The organism is Acrocarpospora corrugata (genome assembly GCF_009687845.1).
GTDB classification, from domain to species: domain Bacteria; phylum Actinomycetota; class Actinomycetes; order Streptosporangiales; family Streptosporangiaceae; genus Acrocarpospora; species Acrocarpospora corrugata.
In genome coordinates, this window is record NZ_BLAD01000060.1 from 18430 (window position 1) to 36016 (window position 17587).

18 protein-coding genes and 1 pseudogene are annotated in these 17587 nt (G+C 70.2%); 8 read left to right on the forward strand and 11 right to left on the reverse strand.

The annotated features are described in order from the left end of the window. Positions 1-39: 39 nt before the first annotated feature. The 3 genes from Acor_RS23145 to Acor_RS23150 all read right to left on the reverse strand — a co-directional run bounded on the left by Acor_RS23145 (position 40) and on the right by Acor_RS23150 (position 2083). Complete coding sequence (locus Acor_RS23145; protein WP_308805682.1) at positions 40-702, reverse strand: substrate-binding domain-containing protein; 663 nt, start codon at positions 700-702, stop codon at positions 40-42. A 5-nt stretch (positions 703-707) separates the two neighbouring features. After that, the gene (locus tag Acor_RS45925; protein WP_308805683.1) at positions 708-1091 is read right to left on the reverse strand and encodes a LacI family DNA-binding transcriptional regulator; all 384 of its coding nucleotides are present in this window, start codon (positions 1089-1091) and stop codon (positions 708-710) included. Positions 1092-1435: 344 nt separating this feature from the next. Continuing rightward, on the reverse strand, positions 1436-2083 hold the full coding sequence (locus Acor_RS23150; RefSeq protein WP_155338822.1) for a hypothetical protein: 648 nt from the start codon (positions 2081-2083) through the stop codon (positions 1436-1438). Between the two features lie 306 nt (positions 2084-2389). On the opposite strand from Acor_RS23150, the gene Acor_RS23155 reads away from it, so the two are divergent. Then, a complete protein-coding gene (locus Acor_RS23155; protein ID WP_155338823.1) occupies positions 2390-4468 on the forward strand; it encodes a cellulase family glycosylhydrolase in 2079 nt (692 codons plus the stop codon). Between the two features lie 61 nt (positions 4469-4529). Here the strand turns inward: Acor_RS23155 and Acor_RS44590 are convergent, their stop codons facing one another. Continuing rightward, positions 4530-4682, reverse strand: coding sequence for a hypothetical protein (locus Acor_RS44590; protein WP_246239007.1), 153 nt, complete (start codon positions 4680-4682; stop codon positions 4530-4532). Between Acor_RS44590 and Acor_RS23160 the strand changes: the two genes are divergently transcribed. From Acor_RS23160 to Acor_RS45530, 4 genes and pseudogenes are all read left to right on the forward strand, one after another. Beyond that, a complete protein-coding gene (locus Acor_RS23160; RefSeq protein ID WP_422664829.1) occupies positions 4662-5129 on the forward strand; it encodes a TetR/AcrR family transcriptional regulator in 468 nt (155 codons plus the stop codon). The two genes, Acor_RS44590 and Acor_RS23160, sit on opposite strands and share 21 nt — an antisense overlap. A gap of 43 nt (positions 5130-5172) precedes the next feature. Further along, a complete protein-coding gene (locus Acor_RS23165) occupies positions 5173-5640 on the forward strand; it encodes a hypothetical protein (protein WP_155338825.1) in 468 nt (155 codons plus the stop codon). A gap of 174 nt (positions 5641-5814) precedes the next feature. After that, positions 5815-6360, forward strand: a pseudogene (locus Acor_RS45525) (low temperature requirement protein A); the annotation flags it as partial. A 121-nt stretch (positions 6361-6481) separates the two neighbouring features. Beyond that, positions 6482-6916, forward strand: a complete 435-nt coding sequence (locus tag Acor_RS45530; RefSeq protein WP_422664828.1) for a low temperature requirement protein A — start codon at positions 6482-6484, stop codon at positions 6914-6916. A 24-nt stretch (positions 6917-6940) separates the two neighbouring features. Here the strand turns inward: Acor_RS45530 and Acor_RS23175 are convergent, their stop codons facing one another. Next, positions 6941-7342, reverse strand: a complete 402-nt coding sequence (locus Acor_RS23175; protein WP_218034432.1) for a Rossmann-fold NAD(P)-binding domain-containing protein — start codon at positions 7340-7342, stop codon at positions 6941-6943. Between the two features lie 247 nt (positions 7343-7589). On the opposite strand from Acor_RS23175, the gene Acor_RS23180 reads away from it, so the two are divergent. Together Acor_RS23180 and Acor_RS23185 are read left to right on the forward strand one after the other, a co-directional pair. After that, positions 7590-7889, forward strand: a complete 300-nt coding sequence (locus Acor_RS23180) for an SbtR family transcriptional regulator (protein WP_155338826.1) — start codon at positions 7590-7592, stop codon at positions 7887-7889. A gap of 78 nt (positions 7890-7967) precedes the next feature. Then, positions 7968-9380, forward strand: a complete 1413-nt coding sequence (locus Acor_RS23185; protein WP_155338827.1) for an SPFH domain-containing protein — start codon at positions 7968-7970, stop codon at positions 9378-9380. Between the two features lie 5 nt (positions 9381-9385). Here the strand turns inward: Acor_RS23185 and Acor_RS23190 are convergent, their stop codons facing one another. The 3 genes from Acor_RS23190 to Acor_RS23200 all read right to left on the reverse strand — a co-directional run bounded on the left by Acor_RS23190 (position 9386) and on the right by Acor_RS23200 (position 11175). Further along, a complete protein-coding gene (locus tag Acor_RS23190; protein WP_155338828.1) occupies positions 9386-9796 on the reverse strand; it encodes a VOC family protein in 411 nt (136 codons plus the stop codon). 5 nt (positions 9797-9801) lie between these two features. Next, positions 9802-10203, reverse strand: coding sequence for a helix-turn-helix transcriptional regulator (locus Acor_RS23195; RefSeq protein WP_218034437.1), 402 nt, complete (start codon positions 10201-10203; stop codon positions 9802-9804). Positions 10204-10269: 66 nt separating this feature from the next. After that, entirely contained in the window at positions 10270-11175 is a 906-nt protein-coding gene (locus Acor_RS23200; RefSeq protein ID WP_155338830.1) for an MBL fold metallo-hydrolase, read from the reverse strand. Positions 11176-11257: 82 nt separating this feature from the next. Between Acor_RS23200 and Acor_RS23205 the strand changes: the two genes are divergently transcribed. Next, positions 11258-12175: a LysR family transcriptional regulator gene (locus Acor_RS23205; protein WP_155338831.1), complete on the forward strand. Its 918-nt coding sequence runs from the start codon at positions 11258-11260 to the stop codon at positions 12173-12175. On the opposite strand, the gene Acor_RS23210 is transcribed toward Acor_RS23205, so the two are convergent. From Acor_RS23210 to recD2, 3 genes are all read right to left on the reverse strand, one after another. Beyond that, positions 12109-14598 carry an ATP-binding protein gene (locus tag Acor_RS23210; RefSeq protein ID WP_155338832.1) on the reverse strand — a complete coding sequence of 830 codons (2490 nt, stop codon included), beginning with the start codon at positions 14596-14598 and terminating at the stop codon, positions 12109-12111. The genes Acor_RS23205 and Acor_RS23210 overlap by 67 nt on opposite strands. Positions 14599-14659: 61 nt before the next feature. Next, positions 14660-15349: a cellulose binding domain-containing protein gene (locus Acor_RS23215; protein ID WP_155338833.1), complete on the reverse strand. Its 690-nt coding sequence runs from the start codon at positions 15347-15349 to the stop codon at positions 14660-14662. 90 nt (positions 15350-15439) lie between these two features. Next, positions 15440-17554: an SF1B family DNA helicase RecD2 gene (gene recD2 / locus Acor_RS23220; RefSeq protein WP_246239011.1), complete on the reverse strand. Its 2115-nt coding sequence runs from the start codon at positions 17552-17554 to the stop codon at positions 15440-15442. Positions 17555-17587 lie beyond the last annotated feature (33 nt).

Below are 17587 nucleotides of genomic sequence, written 5' to 3' on the forward strand. Positions count from 1 at the left end.
AACAGTCTTGTTCTTGCGGCCCGCGTCAGCCGCCCGGTGTCAGCGCAGGTCAAACGGTGCAATTCGAGGTGGTGCGGTGCTGCCCCGGACGGTGAGTTCGGTGCCCACCTCGACCCGGTTCTGCGGCAGCGGCTCGTCCTGGGCGAGGGCGATCAGCATGGTGGCCGCGGTGGCCCCCATCTCCGTCAGCGGCTGCCGGATCGTGGTCAGCGGCGGGATGGCCCACCGCCACGCCGGCATGTCGTCGAAGCCGATCACGCTCAACTCGTCGGGGATGCGCAGCCGCAGCTCATGGGCCGCGTGGTACACGCCGATCGCCTGGCCGTCGTTGCAGGCGAAGATCGCGGTTGGCGGGTCGGGCAGGCGCATCAGGCGAGGGGTGTGGAGCAGGCCGTCCTCGATCGCGAAGGCGCCGGGGCAGATCAGCTCAGGATCGATCGGCACGCCGGCGGCGTCGAGCGCGGCGCGGTAGCCGTCCAGGCGGGCCCGGCTGGCGAGCGCGTACTCGGGGCCGGTGATGATGGCGATGCGGCGGTGGCCGAGTTCCAGCAGATGGCGGGTGGCCACCAGGCCGCCGCTCCAGTTGGCCGCGCCCACCGAGGGAACCCGGTAACCCGGCTCGCCGGCCGGATCCAGCACGACCAGGGGGACCTCGCGGCTGGCGAGCTGGCCGCGCTGGTCGTCGGTCGGGCTGGAGAACACCGTGATCACCCCGTACGGGCGGTGGCTGAGCAGGTCCTCGATCCAGTCGCGCCCGGGGGTGTGACGGCCACCAGTTCCGAGATCATCACGCCCAGATGGTGCTGCCGGGCCACCTGCCGGACCCCCTTGATCACCTCTATCGGGTAGTCGCCGGCCAGCTCGTGGAAGACGAGTTCGATCAGGCGCGTCGTCCTGACCCGCCGCCGCTGCCTGCGGTAGCCGTGCTCGCGGATGAGGCCCTCGATCAGGGCTCGGGTCTCCGGGCCGACCTCAAAGCGTCCGTTGACCACTTTGGAGACCGTCGCCATCGACACTCCGGCCAGTTCCGCCAGCGTCAGCGCCTGGGATGACGCGGAGCCGGTGGCGAGCGGTTCCTCGATCGCGGTCATGGAGAAAGTCTAACCGGGAGTTTTCGGATTTCGATCACCGGCATTTGCGCTGCTCTTGCCAACGAGATGGGGAAGGTTCGAGAGCTCTCGCACTGCTCGATCCTAGAATTATCGGAGAAATGCAGAAACTTTCTGAAGGGAAGATGGCCGGGACGGCGACCATTCCTTTCGACCCGGAGCGCACCCGAGATCTCACTATCTGGTCCCGAAAATAGCATCTGATTTTCGGGGCCAATGACGATCAGATTTCTGAAAATTCTGGGACTCTGATTTTCTCCGGCGGGCGGGTTGAACCGCCTGGCGCTGCCGGGGAAGGTGCCGACCCCCGTGGGCGGCACCTGCCCCTAGCTCCGCGAATCCGCGAAATCCTTCGCCGCCCCCGGCGACAGCAGGCACGCGGTGAGGGCGATGGTGAGCACGGCCGCGGCGGCGGCGTACGCCACCGGCTCCAGCCAGCCCGGGTTCTGGTTCGGCGGGAACACTTCCGCGACAAGCCAGAAGGTCGACGCCACCGCGCCGGAGACGCCCAGTGTGGCGGCCGTCCAGCGGGCGGCGGCCCGGCGCCGGACCAGGCCGACGGCCAGTATGCCCAGGGCCGCGCACAGGAGCAGGACCGCCGGAGCGGCGAGCAGCACGAGGATTTCGTCGAGTTCTTTGGCCGCGCGACGCGCACCGTCCCACATCACGACCGCCTGGACGGCGCCCGCCACCAGCAGCCCGGCCGCCGTCTTCGTGGCTGCCGAAGCCGGATGCCCGGCACTTTCGCCCCGGCGTGTGCCGATCTCCAGCCGCTTCGCCGAAGCGCCCAGCGCGACCCCCGCGACGGCGCCGACGAACACCCCCACCGGAGTCGCCCCATCCATGCCGAAGCTGACGAACCCGGAGACCTCATCCGCGATCACGGCCCCGGCCGCACTCCCGATGGCACCCGCTCCGACCAACTGCCACGGCGCCAACGCGTCCGTCGTTTCGGGAAATCCGATGATTTTCATGTCTTGATCGTGCCGGGCGGGCTTTCCCGGAGACACCGCTCATGTACTCAGTTCGGCGGTAGATCGTACTCATGGGTAGCTTTTCTGTCGGGGCCGGTGGCCTCGGCGCACAGGCAGCGTCGTTAACGGCAATCCCACCTGTACCACTGAATTTTCATACCTCCGTTGAATCCTTCATGCGCAGGAGCAGGTCAGCCGCTTGGCCTGGGGAAACGTCCTGTACGCATACCTGAATCCCGCCAAACATGGGGGCGCTCCCAATTCGGGTGCTCCTTCCATGGAGGCTTGAAATGAAGAAACTACGTTTTGTGGGCTCTGTCCACGGCGGCCGCGCTCCTGGCGGCGATCGGGGTGGCCGTCACCTCGCCCGCGGCCCACGCGGCGGTCGCCTGCTCGGTGACCTACACCAAAGCGTGGGACAACGGCGGCGGGTTCGGCGCCAACATCACGATCAGGAACCTCGGCGACGCGGTCAGCCCGTGGACGCTGCGCTACACCTGGCCCGGCAACCAGCAGGTCACCCAGGGCTGGGGCGGAAACTGGACCCAGTCCGACCAGAGCGTGACCGTGACCGCCCCTTCCTATGCCCCGAGCCTGCCGACCGGAGCGAGCCTGACCGTCGGCTTCAACGGCAGCTACAGCGGCGCCAACACCAACCCCACCGCTTTCACCGTCAACAACGTGGCCTGCGGCGGCACCCCGACAGCTACCCCGACGCCCACGCCCACCCCGACACCCAGCCGGACGCCCACGCCGACGCCCACGCCCACACCGACGCACACACCGCCCCCCGGCAACGCGCGGGCCGCGGTGGCCGCGATGCAGCCCGGCTGGAACCTGGGCAACTCCCTCGACGCCACCGGCTCGGGCGAGACCTCATGGGGCAACCCGCAGATCACGGCGGCGCTGCTCGACAACATCAGGGCGCAGGGCTTCGACAGCATCCGGATCCCGGTGACCTGGGGCCAGTACCAGGGCGGGGCGCCCAACTACACCATCAGCGCCGCCCACATGAACCGGGTGAAAGAGGTCGTCGACTGGGCTCTCGCCGATGGTTTCTACGTGATGATCAATATCCATCACGATTCGTGGCAGTGGATCCAGAACATGCCGGGCGACCGTACCAACGTACTCGCCCGGTACAACGCGATCTGGACTCAGATCTCCAGCACCTTCCGGAACTCCTCCGCCAAGCTGGTGTTCGAGAGCGTCAACGAGCCGACCTTCACCGGCAGCTCCGGAGACGCCCAGAACGCGACGCTGCTGAACGAGCTCAACACCTCCTTCCGCACCATCGTCCGCCAGTCGGGCGGCAACAACGCGACTCGGCTGCTCGTCCTGCCGACCCTGCACACCTCCGCCGACCAGGCCAGAGTCGACGAGCTGGTCAGCACGTTCACCGCGATGAACGACCCCAACCTCATCGCGACGGTCCACTTCTACGGATACTGGCCCTTCAGCGTCAACGTCGCCGGCGGCACCCGCTTCGACGCCACCGTCCAGCAGGACCTGACCGGCGTCTTCGACCGGGCGTACAACACCTTCACCGCCCGCGGCATCCCCGTGATCATCGGCGAGTACGGCCTGCTGGGCTTCGACCGGCACACCGGCACGATCCAGCAGGGCGAGAAACTGAAGTTCTTCGAGTTCCTCGGCCACTACGCGCGTACCAGGCAGATCACCACCATGCTGTGGGACAACGGCCAGCACTTCGGCCGTACCTCGTTCCAGTGGTCCGACCCCGAGCTGTTCGCGCAGATCAAGTCCAGCTGGACGACGCGCTCGGGCACGGCCTCCTCGGATCAGGTGTTCAACGCGAAGGCGTCCGCCATCACCGGCAAGACGCTCACGCTGAACCTGAACGGCACCTCGTTCGTCGGCATCCGCCAGGGCAGCACAGATCTGGTACGCGGCACTGACTACACCGTCTCGGGCGACCAGCTCACGTTCACCGCGTCCGCGCTCACCCGCCTGACGAGCTCCCGGGCCTACGGCGTCAACGCGACCCTGTCGGCGCGGTTCTCCCAGGGCGTCCCGTGGCGGATCAACATACTCACCTACGACACCCCGACCGTGCAGAACGCGAACGGAACGACGAGCTCCTTGGCCATCCCCACCACCTTCCATGGTGACCAGCTGGCCACCATGGAAGCCAAGTACGCCAACGGCACCAACGCCGGCCCCCACAACTGGACGTCGTTCAAGGAGTTCGACGTCGCCTTCGCGCCCAACTACAGCACCAACACGACCACACTGACACCGGCCTTCTTCGCCGAGGTCACCGACGCCTCACGGGTCACCCTCACCCTCCACTTCTGGAGCGGCGCGACCGTGACCTACTACGTCACCAAGTCGGGAACCACGGTCACCGGCACCACGAGCTGATCGATCACCCGGCGGGCCACGGTTCAGAAGACCGGATCGTGGCCCGCCACCCCAGGCGACTTCAGCCGGCGAGCATGCTGAGCGAGACCTCCCAGAGACGCGCGGCGTTCCCGGGATCGAGGGCATACGGGTTGACGCACTCACGGACATCGGGGTCGGTCGTGCCCGTGGCTTCGTAGAGGCGGGGGTCGGAATCGGCACGCTTTACCGGCATTTCCCCACCCGCGAGGCGCTGATCGAGGCCGCCTACCGCAACGAACTGGCGGCGGTGTGCGACGCGGTCCCGGAACTGCTGGCGAAGGCGCCGCCGATCGAGGCCCTCCACACCTGGATGCATCGGTTCATCGACTACATGACCACCAAGATCGGTATGGCCGACGCGCTGCGGGCGGTCATCGCCTCCGGCGGCGATCCGTACGCGCAGAGCCGCAGCCTGCTCGGCGACGCCGTCGCGCGATTGCTGGACGCCGCCGCGGCGGGTGACATCCGCGGCGACATCGAGGCCGCCGACGTGCTGATCGGCCTGAGCGGCATCTCCCTCGCGGCGGGCGAGACCTCACAACGCGATCAGGCGGGACGGCTCATCGATCTGATGATGGACGCGCTGCGCTACCGGCAAGGGAAGCTCGATAGATTTTCTCCGGATCTGCCCGGGTTGTGATCAAATCGGCGTGGGGAATTCTGAGGGTGAAAAGGACCCATCCATGCGCCGTTTCGCAATGATTCTCGCCGTAGTGGTCAGCGCGCTCCTCCCATGGTCCGCGGCTTCCGCCGCCGGTGACCCCGGCCACGCGTGGCCGGCGAAGGCGTGGCCGGCGGTCCACACCAAGGGGAAGACCGTTGAGGCACGAGGCACCAGCTGGGAGTACCAGGAAGGCACGCGTGTCGAGACCCGCGTGAAGGGCCGGCTTCGCGTGAACAAGAAGAACCTGTGCGGCTGGGTACGGCTTGAGTATTCGGTTCTCGGTTCCGGCGTCATGCGCGAAACAGCCAGGAACTGCGGCAGCAAGTGGAAGGGGTTCCACTTCGCGGTGGACAAGAAGTGGGTTCTCTACGTCACCGTCCAGGCGTGTGAGGGCACCAAGAGCAAGCCGGGCAAGCGCTGCTCGCCGGTGAGATATCTCCCGGGCTTCAAAATCGATTCGGCGGACGACTGGAACAAGCCTTCCTAGCTCCACGGGGGAGTCGTCCGCTTTGTCGCCCCGGCCCTACGCTCCAAGTGGATTTGGAGGAGGGCCGTGGTCGAGCAGCGTCAGGCCAAGGTGGGACAGGGCGTCCGCCCCACCGGCGAGAACCATCGGGCGACTCCCTTCGAGCTGTTCTTCGACCTGGTCTATGTCTTCGCGGTGACGCAGGTCACCGGCTACATGGCGAATGAGCACAGCGCGCACGGCGTACTGCGGGGCCTGCTGATGCTGGCGCTGCTGTGGGGGACCTGGTCGGGCTACACCTGGCTGGGAAACCATTCGCGTGCCGACGAGGGTTTCGTGCGGGCGGGGATGGTCGTCGCGATGGCGGCCATGTTCGTGGTCGCCCTGACCATTCCCGAGGCGTGGCGCGACAGCCCCGGCGGCCTGAACGGCCCTCTGGTGCTGGTGTGCGCCTACCTGCTGGTCCGCTGCGTGCACCTCACGGTCTACGCCGTGGCCGCCACCGGCGACGCCGGGCTGCGGCACCAGGTTGTGATCACCTGGCTGCCGATGGCTGGGGGTGCGGCGCTGCTGGTGGCCGGGGTGCTGCTGGGCGGCTGGACCCAGACGCTGCTGTTCACCGTCGCCCTCCTGGTGGACTGGCTCGGCATCTATCTCACCGCCAGGCGTGGCGGCTGGCGGCTGCACAGCCCGATGCACCTGACCGAACGCCACGGCCTGTTCATCATCCTGGCCATCGGCGAGTCGGTCGTCGCCATCGGCGGCGGCGCCGCCGACCGGCCCATCAGCACGCCGCTGCTGTTTCGCGGCCATTCTCGGCGTCGCCGTCGCCGTCTGCCTGTGGTGGCTGTACTTCGACGTGGTGTCACTGGCGGCCGAGCACCGGCTCGTCGAGGCGCGCGGCAGGGCCCGGGTCAACCTGGCGGTCGAGGCGTACACGTACGGGCATTTTCCCGTCGTGGCCGGCATCGTGCTGGCCGCCCTCGGCGTTGAGGGCGTGCTGGCGCACGCCGGGGAGGGCGAGCCGCTGGGCGCCTTCTACGCGCTTCCGCTCTTCGGCGGCCTCGCGCTGTACCTGGCCGGGCATCTGCTGTTCGAGCGCCGCATGCACGGCGCGCTGAGCCGGCCGCGGCTGGTGGCGACCGGCGTGCTCCTCGCCGCCCTGCCTGCCTCCATCGCCCTTCCGCCGCTCGCCGGGCTGGGCGGTTCGGTGGCCATCCTGACCGCCCTCATCGTCGTCGAGACCACGCGCGACGCGCAGGCCCGCCGTAGCCTCCGGGGCACGCTGGTGCAGTGACCACTCGAATCGCGCGGGAACGGGTCAGATCATGTCGTGGGCGAGCAGGCTGCGGGCGCAGTCGAGGATGGTCTGGGCGGCGGGCCGGGGTCGCCAGCCGAGGACGTTTTCGGCCTTTTCGGTGCTGTGGCGGTTGCGGCGTCCCAGAGAGACGGTGATCGAGCGCAGGGGTTTGTCGAAGATCGCGGTGAGGCGGACGAGGAAGTCGGGAAGCTGGCGGGTGGGGACCTTTGATCCCGCGTCTCCGAGGCCGTCGCGCAGGATGGTCGCCATCTGGCGCATCCAGGTGAACTCGCCGGTGGCGAGGAATCGTTGCCCGGCCGCTTCCGGTGCGGTCATGGCGCGGATGTGGATGTCGGCGAGGTCGCGCACGTCGACGATCTCCAGCCCGATGCGCGGGCTGCCCGGGAGTCCGCCGCCGATCATGCGCGCGACGATCTGAACCGAGCCGAGATTGGCGGCGGTCAGGATCGGGCCGAAGACCGCGCCGGGGAGGATCGTGGTCAGAGTGGTCGGTCCGTGACTCTACCGGCACTTCCCCACCCGGGAGGCGCTCATCACCGGCGCCTACCTTCGCGAGATCGAACTGCTCTGCGACGGCGTCGACGACCTGCTGGCCGCCAGGCCGGCCGACGAGGCCCTGGTGGTCTGGATGCAGCGGTTCGTCGGCTAGGTGGCAGGCAAGCCCGGGATGGCGCTGGCCCTCAAATCCATCGTCACCAGCACCGACGCGACGGCCGTGCAGGACAGCCACGACCGCGTCTACGCCGCCCTCGGCCAGCTCATCGAGGCCGGTCAGCGTGCCGGCGTCATCCGCGCCGACGCCTCGTCCGAGGATCTGGCCAACGGCCTCAGCGGCGTCAGCCTCGCCAACAGCCAACCCGGCACCGGGGAGCGAGCGAACCGGCTCATCGTCCTGCTCGTCGACGGCCTGCGGTACAACGCCACACCTCACCGGGCGACCGCCCGGTGAAGGGCGTCCATCGGCGGTTGCGGTGACTCGGCGGGTTAGGCGAGACTCAGCGGCGATCACGAAGGGCCGGAGGGGATCATGAGCGCCGCCGACAGAGGCAACGCCTATTTGGAGCAAGTCGTCGCGCAGCAGGCGGTGCTTGAGGATGATCTCAGGGCGCGCCGCAACGCTGCCGCGCCCGGGGCGGCGATGCCCCCGGCGAGTCCGGCCGTGAGGCGGCCGAGTCCGCTGGCCAAGCGCGATCGGGCGCTTGGCGGGGCCGCGCCCGAGAAGCTGACGCCGGGGCCGGTGGATGTGCGGATCACCGGCTTCTGGCGCTGGAAGAACGTGCTCGTGCCGCCCAACGCGTTCGTGGTGCACACCCGGCGCGGCCGGGCGAAGCCGCTGCACATCGGGCTCGGGGAGTCGTTCCGCTTCAACCCCGCCACCGATTCCTTCCTGGTGGTGCCGGGGGCGACCCAGACCATCCTGATCAACGCGTACTGCATCTGCCGGGAGTTGCAGGGCGTGCTGGTGCAGGGCTACGTGCAGTGGATCACGCAGGACTTCGGCATCGCCTACCGCAAGCTGGACTTCAGCGACCCGGACGACCCGATGCGACTGGTCAACCTCCAGTTGCGGGAGCAGGCGGAGGCGGCGATCAAGGACAAGGTCGCCACCATGGGCGTCCGTGACGTGCTCAGCGACAAGCAGCCCATCATCGAGGAGCTGACCGCGCGGCTGCGCGCGGTGGCCGAGGGCGAGGGCGACAGCGACCAGGGGCTCGGCCTGCGCATCGTCACGGTCCAGATCAAGGAGGCCGTCGTCAGCTCGTCGCGGCTGTGGGAGAACCTGCAGAAGCCGTACCGGGCCGAACAGGGTCAGATCGCCCGGCTGGCCGAGTTGCAGGCCGAGGAGGCCATCGCCCAGCGGGAGATGGCGACCGAGCGGCTCAAGGAGACCCAGCGCCTGGGGTACGAGCGGGAGCTCGCCGAGCTGCGCGCCCGCAACGAGGCGTGGCAGTTCGACACCGAGGCGGCCGAGCGGCTGCGGCGCACCGAGCGGGAGCACGACGACGCCAGGGCGATGTCGGAGCTGGAGACCGAGACCACCCGGCACACGCTGCGGATGGAGCGCGAACGGCACGCCGAGGAGGCCGAGACCGGCAGGCTCAGGATCGAGCGGGAGCAGGAGCTCAAACGCCTGGAGCTGGACGGCACGCTGGGGCTGGCCCACTCCCAGGCGCAGTTCGACCACCATCGGGCGCTGCTGGAAGTGGAACGCGCGCGGCTGCGGGCCGAAATCGAGAACCAGCAGACCCCGACCAGCCTGCAGGCCATGCTGATCGGTTCGCTGCCCGAGATCATGGCGAAGCTCCCCAAGCCGGACGAACTGCGCACGGTGTCGATCAACGGAGGCGACCGGACTACCGTGGCCGGCCTCCTGGCTGAGATCGCCACCGTGGTCGGCGCGCTACGCTCGGCCGTCGACACCGACCGGCCGGGTTCCTGATCGGCTCAGCGGCGTTCCTGGATGCGGATCATGTTGCCCGCCGGATCGCGGAAGGCGCAGTCGCGAACGCCGTACGGCTGCTCGGTCGGCTCCTGGACGACCTCGGCGCCGCCGGCCTGCACCTGGTCGAAGGTGCCGTCGAGGTCGGCGGTGGCCAGGATGATGGAGGCGTAGCTGCCCTTGGCCATCATCTCGGCGATGGTGCGGCGCTCGTCATCGGTGATGCCGGGGTCGGCGGCCGGCGGGTGCAGGACGATGGAGGTGCCGGGCCAATTGGCGGGGCCGACCGTGATCCAGCGCATCCCGCCGTACCCGACGTCGCCGCGCACCTCGAAGCCGAGGGTGTCGCGGTAGAAGGCCAGGGAGGCATCCGGGTCTTCGTGCGGGAGGAAGGTCTGGTGAATGGTGATGTCCATGACCGTCACGCTAGTTGCGGCTCGGTAACCGGCGCTTCTCGATTCCTGATCGGCCTGGTCACCTGTTTCGCGACGCAGGACGGCATCCCGGCCGTCGCACGCGCCGCGTGGCGCCGGTAGACGCTGGGCGGAACCCCGACCAGCTCGGTGAAGCGGGTGCTGAAAGTGCCCAGCGAAGAACAGCCGACCGCGAAACATACCTCGGTGACGCTCAGGTCCCCCCGGCGCAGCAGCGCCATCGCACGCTCGATCCGCCGCGTCATCAGATAGGCGTACGGCGACTCGCCATACGCCTGTTTGAACTCGCGGCTGAGATGCCCGGACGACATGTTGACCCCCCGGGCCAGCGCCTCGACGTCCAGCGGCTGCGCGTACTCCCGATCGATCCGGTCGCGGACACGGCGCATCCGCGCGAGGTCACGCAGGTGCTGCGCCGCGGCGGAATTGCTGGTCACAGGCGAAATCCTGCCACGTCACACCCCTTGTTGCCCAGTGTGCTCCGCGCACAGGCAGGCGACGCCCTTCTCGATCCAGTCCTGGCCCTCCCACTGCGGATGCCCGGCGAGCATCAAGGCTTCCACCTCTTCGATGATCGTCTGCTCGCTCATGGCCGAATCGCGGCGTAGCCAGGTTTCGTCGCGCAGGAGTTGAAGGTAGTCACGGACGTCGGCCAGTAGGTGGGGGCCGCCGATGTCGCCGTGGCCCGGGACCACCAGCCGGGGGTTCTGTTCGGCCAAGCGGTGCATCACCGCCAGCCAGCGGGTGCCGGACACGTCGGTGTCGTATGGCGGGAACCACGGGAAGATGGCGAACTGGCCGGACTCCACGAGGTCGCCGGTGAACATCACCCCGGCGTCGGGGACGGTGATCACCTGGTCGCCCTTGCTGTGGGCCTGGCCGGTCGCGCGTAGTTCCACTGTTCTGCCGCCGAGGTCCAGGGTGTGCTCGTGGTCGTACACGAGGTCGGGGGTCGCCAGCCGGACGCCGTCGAGCTGGCGGGCGACGGGTTCGCCGAGACCTTTGAACATCTCGATGTAGCCGGGGCCTTTTCCTTTCAGGTCCTCGGCCTGCGCCCGGTTGATCAGGAAGGTCGCTTCGCCGGTGAATGTCTGCGCCCCGAAGGCGTGCTCGGGGTGAAAGTGGGTCGTGGTCAGGTACAGCCTGCGTCCTCTGGCGAACTCCGACGCGAAGGCCAGCACGGTTTCGGCGTTTCGCGGGCCCAGGCCGGTCTCGACCACGAGGACCGAGTGGGTGCCGCCGATGACGCCGATGTTCGGCACCAGCTGCACCCGCCGGTTCGGGATCACCACCAGGTCGTGGGCAAGCTCCTGGACATCCGTGACCTGCACGACGGGGTCTGGCATCACGTAATCGGTCATAGACGGAGTCCATCGCCGCGGGGGCGGCGGCGTCCAACACCGATTCCCCGCCCCCGATACCGTGCGGGTATCGTCGCCGCTGATGGACCTCCGCCTGTTGCGCTACTTCGTGGCCGTCGCCGAAGAGCTCCACTTCGGCCGTGCCGCCGCGCGCCTGCACATGACCCAGCCGCCGCTGAGCCGGGCGATCAAGCAACTGGAGACCGACCTGGGCGCGGTGCTGCTGCACCGATCGCCTGCCGGGGTGACCCTCACGGCGGCGGGGGCGGCGCTCTACGACGAAGCGCGCACGCTGCTGGAACAGGCCGATCGGGTCCGCCACCGGGTCGCGGCGGCGGCCGGGGCCGCCACTCTCACCATCGGCACGCTCGGCGACAGCGCGGAACAGGTCGGCACCCGGCTGGCCGCCGCCTACCGTGAACGCCACCCCGCGGTGCACATCCGCGTCCGCGAGGCCGACTTCACCGACCCGACCACCGGGCTCCGCGCCGGCCTCGTCGACGTCGCCCTCACCCGTACGCCGTTCGACGACACCGGCATCACCACTCACCTGCTGCGATCCGACCCTGTCGGGGTGGTCCTGCGCACCGACGACCCGCTCGCCGGCCGCGACACCCTGAGTTTGGGCGATCTCGCCGGCCGCCGCTGGTTCCGGCTGCCCGACGGCGCCGACCCCATCTGGTGCGCGTACTGGAACGCCACCACCCCCGGCGGCCCGCAGCGTGAGGGGCCCGTTGTGAGAACCGTGCACGAATGCCTGCAGGGCGTCCTGTGGAACGGCGCGATCGGGCTCACGCCGCTGACCCACGCCCTGCCCGAAGGGCTCACCTCGGTTCCGCTGCTCGACATGCCGCCCAGCTGCCTGGTCGTGGCGCACAACAGCGACGACGGCGGCCCGCTCATCCGCTCGTTCGTCCACATCGCCGCGTCCGTCTACTCGCCCGGCCCGTCGAGCAGGGCCAGGACGCGTCCGGCTTCCGGGACGCCCAACCGGCGGTAGATGCCGGCCGCGGCCCGCCAGTTCTCCCGGGCCTGGCCGGTACGGCCGGCGGCGTGCTGGACATGCGCGATGCCTTCGAGCGCCCGCGCGTGCTCGTACTGGTCGCCGGTCTGTTCGGTCAGCGCGTGCGCGGCCCGGTGGCGGGCGAGGGCCGAGTCCGGCTGGGCCATCGCGCGCAGGGTCTCGCCTAGCGTGTTGAGTGTTTCGGTCTCCAGGCTGCGGTCGCCCGTTTCGCGGCTGATGGCCAGGGCCCGATGCAGGTGGTCGAGAGCTTCGGGGTGGCGTTCCAGCCGGAGGTAGACCGCGCCCATCGTGCCCAGCGCGCTGCCCTCGCCTCCCGGGTCGCCGGATTCGCGGCAGTTCGCGAGGGCTTGTTCCAGGTGGGTGAGCGCGTCGGCGTGCCGCCCGAGCAGGCCGTACAGTGCGCCGAGATTGCCGAGCGCGTAGCCGCGCAGACGCAGATCGCCGACTTCGGCGAAGACCGAGGCGGCCTCAAGCTGGCAGTCGGCGGCTTCCTCTGGCCGGCCCAGCCGCCGGTACAGCGCGCCCATGTTGATCAGCTGGGTGCCCGCGCCGTGCCGGTTGCCGGTACGGCGGCAGAGTGCCAGCGCCTCCCGCAGCTGTTCCAGCGCCTCGGCCAGTTCGCCGAGGCGCTCGGACACCACGCCGAGCCGCCCCAGCGAGCGCGCCTCCGCCTCAAGATCCCCGGCCTCCCGCGCGGCGGCGAGCGCCTGCCCGAACCACGTCCTGGCCTCCCGGAAGTTGCCCAGCCACCAGTGGATCCCGCCCAGATTGGCCATCACCGCCGCCCGCCCTTCGCCGGCCGCGAGGGCTGCCCGCGCGGCGCACGTGTGCACGGTGAGCGCCTCCTGGTAGTGGCAGCCGACCTCGAAATGCCGCCAGAGCGCACGCGACAGATCGACGCAGTGCCCCGGCCAGCCGTGCCGGGCCGTGTAGACGGCGACCCCGACGAGGTTCGCCCGTTCCCGCTCCAGCCACCCGGCGAGATCGCCGGGTATCGGCGTTTCCGGCTCCGCGGGGGAGGGCCGCCCGCGCTCGTACGGAAACAGCGCGGCTGTCGCCGAGACCGCCGCGTACCGGTAGTAGTCGAACAGCCGGGTGAGCGCCGGGTGCGTCTCCGTCGCGTGTTCGACGGCGAAGGCGCGCAGCAGGTCGTGCATCGTGTACCGGCCGGAACCCGCGTGTTCCAGCAGGTGACCCCGGGCGAGTTCGTCGACCAGGCGGCCGGCGCGCGCCAGCCCGGTGCCGAGCAGGGCGGCGGCCGCGTACGCGTCGGCGTCCCGTCCCGGATGCAGTCCCAGCAGGTCGAACAGCCGCGCCGCGTCCGCGCTGAGCTGCCGATACGACCACGAGAACACCGCGCGCACCGCCGTACGGGGATCGCCGGCCGCGTCTAGCAGGTCCAGCCGCCGTTGTTCGTCCCGCAACCCGGCGACCAGCTTCGCCAGCGCCACCTCCGGCCGCGTCACCGCGAGTTCGGCGGCGATCCGCAGCGCCAGCGGCAGCCGCGCGCAGCTCTCCGCGAGCGCCGCCGCGTCCACCGGCGACTCCTCCACCCGCGCCCCGATCAGCGTCCGCAGCAGCTCCACCGCCTCCGCCGCGCCCAGCATGTCCAGCTCGATCCGGCTGGCGCCTTCGCGCGCGACCAGCCCGGCCAGATCCTCCCGGCTGGTCACCACCACGAAACAGGACGGGCTGCCCGGCAGCAGCGGGCGCACATGGTCGGCCCCGGACGCGTTGTCCAGCACGACGAGCATCCGCCGCCCGGCCACGACCGTCCGATACAGGGCCGCGCGTTCGGGAAGCCCATCCGGGATGTCCGGCCCGGCCACGCCCAGGCCGCGCAGGAATCCCGCCAGCGCGTCGGCCGCGGGCACCGGCCGCTCGGGGTCGTAGCCGCGAAGGTCGACGTAGAGCTGCCCGTCGGGGAAACGTTTCGCCGCCCGGTGCGCCCAGTGCACGGCCAGCGCGGTCTTGCCCACCCCGGCCGTGCCCGCGACCGCGGAGATCACCACGGTTCTTCCCCGGGCCAGCAGGGCGTCCAGCAGGGTGAGCTGGCCGGTCCTGCCGGTGAAACCGTACACGTCGAGGGGGAGCTGGCGGGGGACCGGGCGTTCGGCGGGCAGGGCCCGGCGGCGGCCCTCCTCGACCTGGTCGCGGGCGGTGGCGAGGGCGCCCTGCTCGGCGGGGGTCGCGCCGAGCAGGGCGATGAGCGCGTCGAATCGGTCGGTCGGCGGGAGGACCCGGCCGGCCAGGTACTCGCCGATGATTCCGTGCGACCAGCCGGTGGCCGCCGCCAGTTCGCGGTAGGTCAGCTCCTGCCTGCCCCGCTGCCGCGCGTGCCGCCGTCGCAGCCCGCGCAGCACCCGCGCGAGGTCCGCCAGGGTCCTGACCTCCGCCACCCGCCAAGCCGATGCGCCGTCGATGGGTGAAGGAAATCACGCGCGCGGATCGCGCGCGATCTCACACCGTGCAGGGGATGCCGTTGAGCGTGAACGAGCTTGGCGGCGTGAACGGGGTGGCCATGCCGCTGAAGCCGACGAACGCCTGGACGCCCGGCGCGATCACCGCGTTGTACGCGGCCGGGGTGATCGTCCCGGTGCCGCCGGCGCGGGTCAGCACGCCGCCGAATGTGCTGCCCGCGGACGCCGTCGCGGGCAGACTGAACCGGATCGTCCAGCCGCTGGTGGCGGTGGCCGTGGTGTTGACGATGGTGATGTTGGCCAGGAAACCGGGGCTGAACGTGATGACCTGGATCCGGCAGGTCGGCGTGGCGGTGAGGGCCAGCGTCGTGAAAGTTCCCGGATCCGAGCGGGCCGAGGTGTTGCCCTGCGCGTCGAAGGCGATCACCCCGAACGTGTACGGCGTGCCCGCCGTCAGCCCGGTGACCGGCTGGAAACGATCGGCCGGCCCGACCGTCCTGATCGTGCTCCAGCTGCCGCCGACGAGCTGCTGCAGGTAGTAGCCCGTGACCCCGACATTGTCGGTGGCCTCCGGCCAGAACACGTTCGCCGCCGTCGTGGTGACACTGCTGAACGTCGGCGCCGCCGGCTTGGACGGCGGCGTCGTGTCCGTGGACGCCCGCGCGGGCGCGGCGAGGAACGCCGCCGACAGCACCACGCCGAGAGTCGCGAGGAGGATTCTTCTCATCATCTGCACCTGTCCATGGGGGTAGCGGGCAATGCCGCAATGATCGGCAACCCACGCCCGGACGCCCCCGGATCCTGGACACGGTTGGACGGGCTACGGCTGGAGTTCCGCCACCCGGCGGGTGAGACCGGTGTTGCGCCGCCCGCCGAGCTGGCGGACGGCCAGCCGGAGCGCGTCGCGCTGGCCGACCAGGACGACCCAGGAGCGGGCCCGGGTGACCAGCGTGTACAGCAGGCGGCGTCGCAGCATGACGCCGCCCGCCTCGTTGACCAGCGGGGCCACCACGAACGGATACTCGCTGCCCTGGGCGCGGTGCACGCTGATCGCGTAGCAGTGGGTCAGGTCGTCGAGCTCGTCGAAGCCGTACTCGACCGGCTGGCCGTCGTCGGTGGTGAGGCGGATCAGGCGGTCCTGCGGCAGGACGGCGGTGACCGTGGCCGTCTCCCCGTTGAAGACGTTCTTCTCGTAGTTGTTGCGGATCGGCATGACCCGGTCGCCGGGCCGGAACACCGACGAACCCGACCAGTGTTCCGGCAGCTCGTCGCGGGCCGGGTTGAGCCGGTCCTGGATGGTGCGCCCGATCTCCAGCGTTCCGGTGGTCCCCTTGCGCATCGGGCAGAGCACCTGGACCTGGCCGGGGGAGATGTTCTGCTTGCGCGGGATCGCCACCGTGGCCAGGTGGATCACCCGTTCCGCCACCTCCTCGGGGCTGTCGACCTCCTCGAACCAGAAGCCGCCGCGCCCCGGCAGCGCGGGCAGCTCACCGGCCCGGATGCGGTGCGCGGCCTGGATGATCCCGCTGTCCCCGGCCTGGCGGAACACGTGCGTCAGCCGGACCCGCGCGATCTCCGCCACGTCCAGCAGGTCGGCCAGGATCCGGCCGGGGCCGATGCTCGGCAGCTGGTCGCTGTCGCCGACCAGCAGCAGATGGCTGCCGGTCGGGATGGCGGCCAGCAGCCTGGTCGCCAGGTGCAGGTCCAGCATCGACGCCTCGTCGACCACGATCAGATCGGCCTCGGCGGGGGAGTCGGGGAACAGCGAGTCGTCGGGCGCGGTGTGCGCGAGCATGCGGTGCACGGTCATCGCGGGCAGGCCGGTCAGCTCCGACAGCCGTTTGGCGGCCTTCCCGGTCGGCGCGGCGAGCGTGACCGTGCCGCCCATGGCCCGGACGGTGGCCGCGATGGCCCGCACGGTGTGGCTCTTGCCGCAGCCGGGGCCGCCGGTGAGGATGCTGACCGTGCAGGTCAGCGCGAGCGTCATCGCGGCGCGCTGGTCGTCGTGCAGCCGTGGATCCTCCTCGTAGGCCCGCAGCGGCAGCCGCGACTTGGCCTGGAGCAGCCGGGTCAGCTGCGCGGCCAGCGACACCTCCCGGCTGTGCTGCTCCTTCGGATAGACGACCGTCTGGCCCGAGTGCGCCTCGACGACCACCCGGCGTTCGGCGGTGAGCGCGTCCAGCGACCGGCGGATCAGCGCCCGATCCTGGTCGATCAGCTCGGCCGTCTCGGCCAGCAGCGCCGTCAGCGGCAGGAAGCAGTGGCCCGCCCGCGCCCCCGCTGACTCCAGCCGGTCCACGATCGCCGCCTTGACCCGTTGCGGGCTCTGCTCGGGCACCCCGGAACGCAGCGCGATCCGGTCCGCGATGCCGAACCCGATCCCTCTGACCTGGCCGATCAGCCGGTACGGATCGGTGGCCAGCACCTCGGCCGACTGCTCGCCATACACCTGGTAGATCTTGGCGGCGAGCAGCGGGCTGACGGCGAAACCCTGCAGGACCAGCATCAGCGCGGCGATGGCCCGCTGCTCCTGCCAGGCCTCGACGATCTGGGCCTGCCGGCCGGGGCCGATGTTGATGACCTCGCGCAGCCGGTCAGGCTCGGTGTCGATCACGGTCAGCGTGGCCTCGCCGAAGTGGCCGACGATCGCCTGCGCCAGCCGGGGGCCGATCCCGCGGATCAGGCCGGAGCCCAGATACGCCCGGATGGCCGGGACCGTGGACGGGGTGATCCGCTCGCACGCGGTGACGGCGAGGCGGCGGCCGTGGCGCGCATGGTCGGCCCATTCGCCGGTCAGCCGCAGGGTCTCGCCGGGCTGAATCCCGGCGAGGGCGCGCCCGGCCGCGATGAAACCGGGCCCGCCCTCGGCGGCCATCCGGGCGATGGTGAACTCGTCCTCCCGGACGAACACCAGCCGCTCGACCGAAGCCTCCACAGCAGCGATCCAATCACCAGGTCACGCGGGCTC

Excerpts from the sequence above, each read along its gene's own strand:
- Acor_RS45925 (WP_308805683.1), bottom strand. The coding sequence starts at position 1,091 with ATGACCGCGATCGAGGAACCGCTCGCCACCGGCTCCGCGTCATCCCAG.
- Acor_RS23150 (WP_155338822.1), bottom strand. The coding sequence starts at position 2,083 with ATGAAAATCATCGGATTTCCCGAAACGACGGACGCGTTGGCGCCGTGG.
- Acor_RS44590 (WP_246239007.1), bottom strand. The coding sequence starts at position 4,682 with ATGCCGGTAAAGCGTGCCGATTCCGACCCCCGCCTCTACGAAGCCACG.
- Acor_RS23165 (WP_155338825.1), top strand. The coding sequence starts at position 5,173 with ATGCGCCGTTTCGCAATGATTCTCGCCGTAGTGGTCAGCGCGCTCCTC.
- Acor_RS23175 (WP_218034432.1), bottom strand. The coding sequence starts at position 7,342 with ATGATCGGCGGCGGACTCCCGGGCAGCCCGCGCATCGGGCTGGAGATC.
- Acor_RS23185 (WP_155338827.1), top strand. The coding sequence starts at position 7,968 with ATGAGCGCCGCCGACAGAGGCAACGCCTATTTGGAGCAAGTCGTCGCG.
- Acor_RS23190 (WP_155338828.1), bottom strand. The coding sequence starts at position 9,796 with ATGGACATCACCATTCACCAGACCTTCCTCCCGCACGAAGACCCGGAT.
- Acor_RS23195 (WP_218034437.1), bottom strand. The coding sequence starts at position 10,203 with ATGCGCCGTGTCCGCGACCGGATCGATCGGGAGTACGCGCAGCCGCTG.
- Acor_RS23200 (WP_155338830.1), bottom strand. The coding sequence starts at position 11,175 with ATGACCGATTACGTGATGCCAGACCCCGTCGTGCAGGTCACGGATGTC.
- Acor_RS23205 (WP_155338831.1), top strand. The coding sequence starts at position 11,258 with ATGGACCTCCGCCTGTTGCGCTACTTCGTGGCCGTCGCCGAAGAGCTC.
- Acor_RS23215 (WP_155338833.1), bottom strand. The coding sequence starts at position 15,349 with ATGATGAGAAGAATCCTCCTCGCGACTCTCGGCGTGGTGCTGTCGGCG.